The 4,103-nt window shown below is 39.9% G+C and carries 3 protein-coding genes; all 3 read left to right on the forward strand.

From position 1 onward, the window contains the following. Positions 1-131 precede the first annotated feature (131 nt). The 3 genes from HZL42_RS01825 (at position 132) to ade (ending at position 3,864) form a co-directional block, all read left to right on the forward strand. The gene (locus HZL42_RS01825) at positions 132-1,010 is read left to right on the forward strand and encodes a LysR family transcriptional regulator (protein ID WP_219054006.1); all 879 of its coding nucleotides are present in this window, start codon (positions 132-134) and stop codon (positions 1,008-1,010) included. 32 nt (positions 1,011-1,042) lie between these two features. Further along, the gene (locus HZL42_RS01830; RefSeq protein ID WP_219054007.1) at positions 1,043-2,062 is read left to right on the forward strand and encodes an NADP-dependent oxidoreductase; all 1,020 of its coding nucleotides are present in this window, start codon (positions 1,043-1,045) and stop codon (positions 2,060-2,062) included. 125 nt (positions 2,063-2,187) lie between these two features. Beyond that, a complete protein-coding gene (gene ade / locus HZL42_RS01835) occupies positions 2,188-3,864 on the forward strand; it encodes an adenine deaminase (RefSeq protein WP_219054008.1) in 1,677 nt (558 codons plus the stop codon). Positions 3,865-4,103: the final 239 nt, after the last annotated feature.

The following is a 4,103-nucleotide window of genomic DNA, read 5'->3' on the forward strand; positions in this document are numbered from 1 at the left end:
TCCTCTAAAAGATGCTAAAATATTTATTTGTAAATTCATATTAAACCTGTCAATATTAGATAGTCAAAAGTTTAAAATATGATAAAATATTTTTATAATCAAGTGAGAAACGTTACTAGAGAGGGATGTAAATGAATACACGTGATTTAGAATATTTTATTGCATTGACTGAAATTAAAAATTTTTCAAAGGTAGCATATAAATTTAAAGTTAGCCAACCCACGATTACGTTTGCTCTTCAACGACTTGAACGAGAGTTGGATAGTAAATTAATCTTACGTAGTCGTGGTCATAACTTAGCCATTACGGATAGTGGTGAGCAGCTTCTTTTACATGCTCGGGCAATTATAAAACACGGGCAGTTGGCTAGTTCAGAAATTAAGCATCTTAAAGATGCCAAGCTGCGGTTGGGATTACCACCCACTATTGAAGATCGTTATTTTGCTGTGGTTTCCACCAAATTAAAGCAACATGGGTTATTGAATAAAATTGAAGCCGTGGAGCTAGGCTCTGCAGCGACCTTAACCGCCTTAAAGAATGGGGAACTGGACTTGGCATTATTAGGTTCGATTAACCCACTTGCAGAATCCAACATCACTTCTGAGGAATTTGACCGCCGGCCCTTTGCAATTTACGTTTCTAAGCAGCATCGGTTGGCAAATGGAAATGGCGTTTACTTCAAGGATTTGAAACATGAGGATTTTATTTTATTTAAAAGTGGGTTTATCCATAATCAAGTTATTAGTTCAATGGCAAAGCGGAGCCATTTTCGGCCCAATGTCGTTTTTAAATCAAGCGGGATTCACAGCATTATTAATATGATTAGGGAAAACGTTGGAATTGGCTTTTTTAGTACCCTAATGTCCGATTCTAATTCAGATGTCGTGAAGGTAAAATTGCTTGACCGAGACGTCCCCCAATTCGTAACTAGCATTGTCTATCGCGAATCACATCAATTTAATCAATTGCAAACTGAGATTTTAAATCAAATTCGAGCGGCTTTAATTTAACGCAAACCCAATGTATAGTGGAGGTGAAAAATTTGAAGGGTGTCGTATATACTCAACCTGGGATGTTAGACGGTCTTAAAATTCAATCGATTCGGCGGCCGGAACCAAAACCGAATCAAGTTTTGGTAAGGGTTAAGAACTCGTCAATTAACTATTTAGATTACGTTCCATTTAAAAAACAATTTAATAAAAAGCCCCGTCATTTTATTGGACAACGTTTTTTAAGCCGGTTTATTGACCCATCGTTAAACCAGGTTTTTGGTTGTGACTTTGCGGGGGTTGTTGATGGGGTTGGTGCCGATGTTAAGGATATTCAAGTTGGCGACAAGGTCTTTGGAATTACCGATAATTTTCAGTATGGGGCATGGTCTGAATATGTGTGTGCAGACGAAAGAAACGTTGCTTTTACACCGTCCAATTTAAGCTTTAAAGATTGTGCCACCCTACCGATGGCTGCTGGAACTGCAGTCACAGCGGTGAATGGGGCAAAGATTGAAATGAATAAGCGGGTCTTGATTGTTGGGATTACCGGTGGAGTCGGGCTGTTTGCTCTTCAGTATGCCCAGTCGCTAGGGGCCAATGTTACTGGAGTTTGTTATCCAGATGGGATGAGCTTTGCTACCAAGTACTTCTTTGAAGATTTAATCGAGGCGAAACCACATTGGCAAAAGCAGTTAAAGGGGAAGTTTGATAGTATTATTATCATTAACGGCCATCGCTCCCCCAGCTATATTCGACGTTTCTTAACTCCTAATGGTTACTACGTTGAAGTGCACCAAGGCAAAAATGAAATTGCTACCAATCCGTTTGGCGACATGATGGAAGTTGGTTTTCGATGGTACCAGGGACATTTTGAACACCTCTTTGTCCGTCCGGACTGGCTTTGGAAGGTGGCTAACCTTGCTCAGCGAAATGTCTTGCATCCGGAAATTGATGCCAACTTTTCCATCCGCTACATTCAAGATGCAATAAAATACGCAATTAAGAATTCAATTAATGGTAAGATTTGTCTAACAATGGATTTTGACGGCCAATATAATGAAGAAAGATAACACTACTTTGTAAAAGTGGTGTTTTTATTTTGCCGCAATGGCGCTTGTTGACAACGTTTTTTGAATGGCTGATAATTATTAAATAAATGCTAAAGCGTTAATCATTGCTGGAATGGGGATTAAAAATGAAAACTGTTGATTTACTGGTACAAGGAGCTAACATCTTAAATGTTTTTGCCCGTCGTTTTGAACCGAACCAATTATGGATTGATCATGGGAGAATCGTTGCCACTGGTGATCAACCACTAACTGCTAAAAAGACGTATGATGCTGAACAACAATATGTTGTTCCCGGATTTATTGATAGCCACGTTCACGTTGAAAGTTCATTGGTGGTTCCGTCAGAATTAGCGAAGGTCATCCTGCCTAAGGGAACAACGACTATTTTTACTGATCCGCATGAAATCGCCAATGTTGTTGGAATTCCTGGGGTGCAGTACATGATTAACGACGCCCGCCAAACGCCACTATCCGTTAATGTAATGTTACCATCTTCGGTTCCTGCAACTCCATTTGAAAATAATGGCGCAACGTTAGATGCAGATTCCTTACGACCACTTTACGACGAGCCAGAGGTCAAGGGATTGGCCGAGGTAATGGATTATCCCGCCGTCTTAAACCGTGAACCTGGGATTATGCAAAAGATTAACGACGCACTTAGTCTAGGCTATCAAGTTGATGGGCATGGCGCTGGATTTACCCGTACCATGTTGGATACGTATCGACAAGTTGGCATTAACACCGACCACGAAAGTGTTGACATGCAACAAATTAAGGACCGCTTGGCAGAGGGATTTAATATCTTTTTACGTGAGGGGACCGTGGAACGGGACCTTTTGAATACGATTCCAGTGGTTAACGAGGGCAACGCTCATCAGTTTTCATTTTGTACCGATGATAAGTTTGTGAACACGATCCTCGAAGAAGGGGGGATTGACCATTGTATCCGCTTGGCAATTCAATCCGGAATTCGTCCGGAAACGGCGTACACGATGGCGAGCTATAATGCAGCGATTGCCCATCGGATTACTAACTTAGGATCCCTTGCCACGAATGCGGTTGCAGATTTAATTGTGATTGGTGATCCATATAAGGTTGACATTCAACGGGTCATGAAGGACGGTAAATTTATTACTGAGGCTGACTTACAAACGAAACCGTTAAAATTTAGTGCAAACACGATGCACCATCACGTTAACAAGACAGATTTAGTGCTACCACTGAAGGGTGAACACCCGATTTGTAATGTGATTGGCATTCAAAATAACCACATTGAGACCGACCATTTAATCCAAGAAGTCCCAGTAGCTGATGGGCACTTCATTGCAGATTTAGATCATGATGTTTTAAAAATGGTGGTAGTTGAACGGCATCACGACCTGGGAACTGTTGGGGTTGGTTTAGTACATGGATTTAATTTGAAGGCGGGGGCCGTTGCGACCACAATTGCCCATGATTCGCATAACTTAGTAGTGGTCGGGACCAACGATGATGCCATCTACCGCGCCATCCAGGAAGTGACGGAAGTTGGTGGTGGCATTAGCGTTGTTGATGATCAAAAGCCACTAGCCACAATGCCGCTATCAGTAGCGGGACTAATGTCTAGTCAGGACTGGAAATCAGCTAGCGCAGGTTTAACTGCGGTTACAAAGGCCTATCATCAAATCAGCGAACCAATTGATTTTAATCCGTTTATTACGCTATCATTTTTAACCCTGACTGTTATTCCAACGATTAAGTTAACTGATCAAGGTCTGTATGATTTTGCAAACCAAAAATTTATTCATGTACAAAGCAATTAATAAAGATTAAAATATTGATAAGAATATTTAACCCTGCTCATTATTTTTATTTATTATCTTTAATAAAAATTATAAATTTAAATTTAATTTTATGATTTTTGGAATGAGAATAGGGTTTTTGAACTGTTTGTATAGTCAAACTAGCAATAAAATGATAAAATTAAGTACGCAAATTAAAAGGATTCGAATCGATATTTAAATTGGAAAAGATTTATCGAAAAAAGAAAGGAGCTATAACT

The sequence above is a fragment of the Lactobacillus sp. Sy-1 genome, from assembly GCF_019303535.1.
GTDB lineage: Bacteria > Bacillota > Bacilli > Lactobacillales > Lactobacillaceae > Nicoliella.

Excerpts from the sequence above, each read along its gene's own strand:
- HZL42_RS01825 (WP_219054006.1), top strand. The coding sequence starts at position 132 with ATGAATACACGTGATTTAGAATATTTTATTGCATTGACTGAAATTAAA.
- ade (WP_219054008.1), top strand. The coding sequence starts at position 2,188 with ATGAAAACTGTTGATTTACTGGTACAAGGAGCTAACATCTTAAATGTT.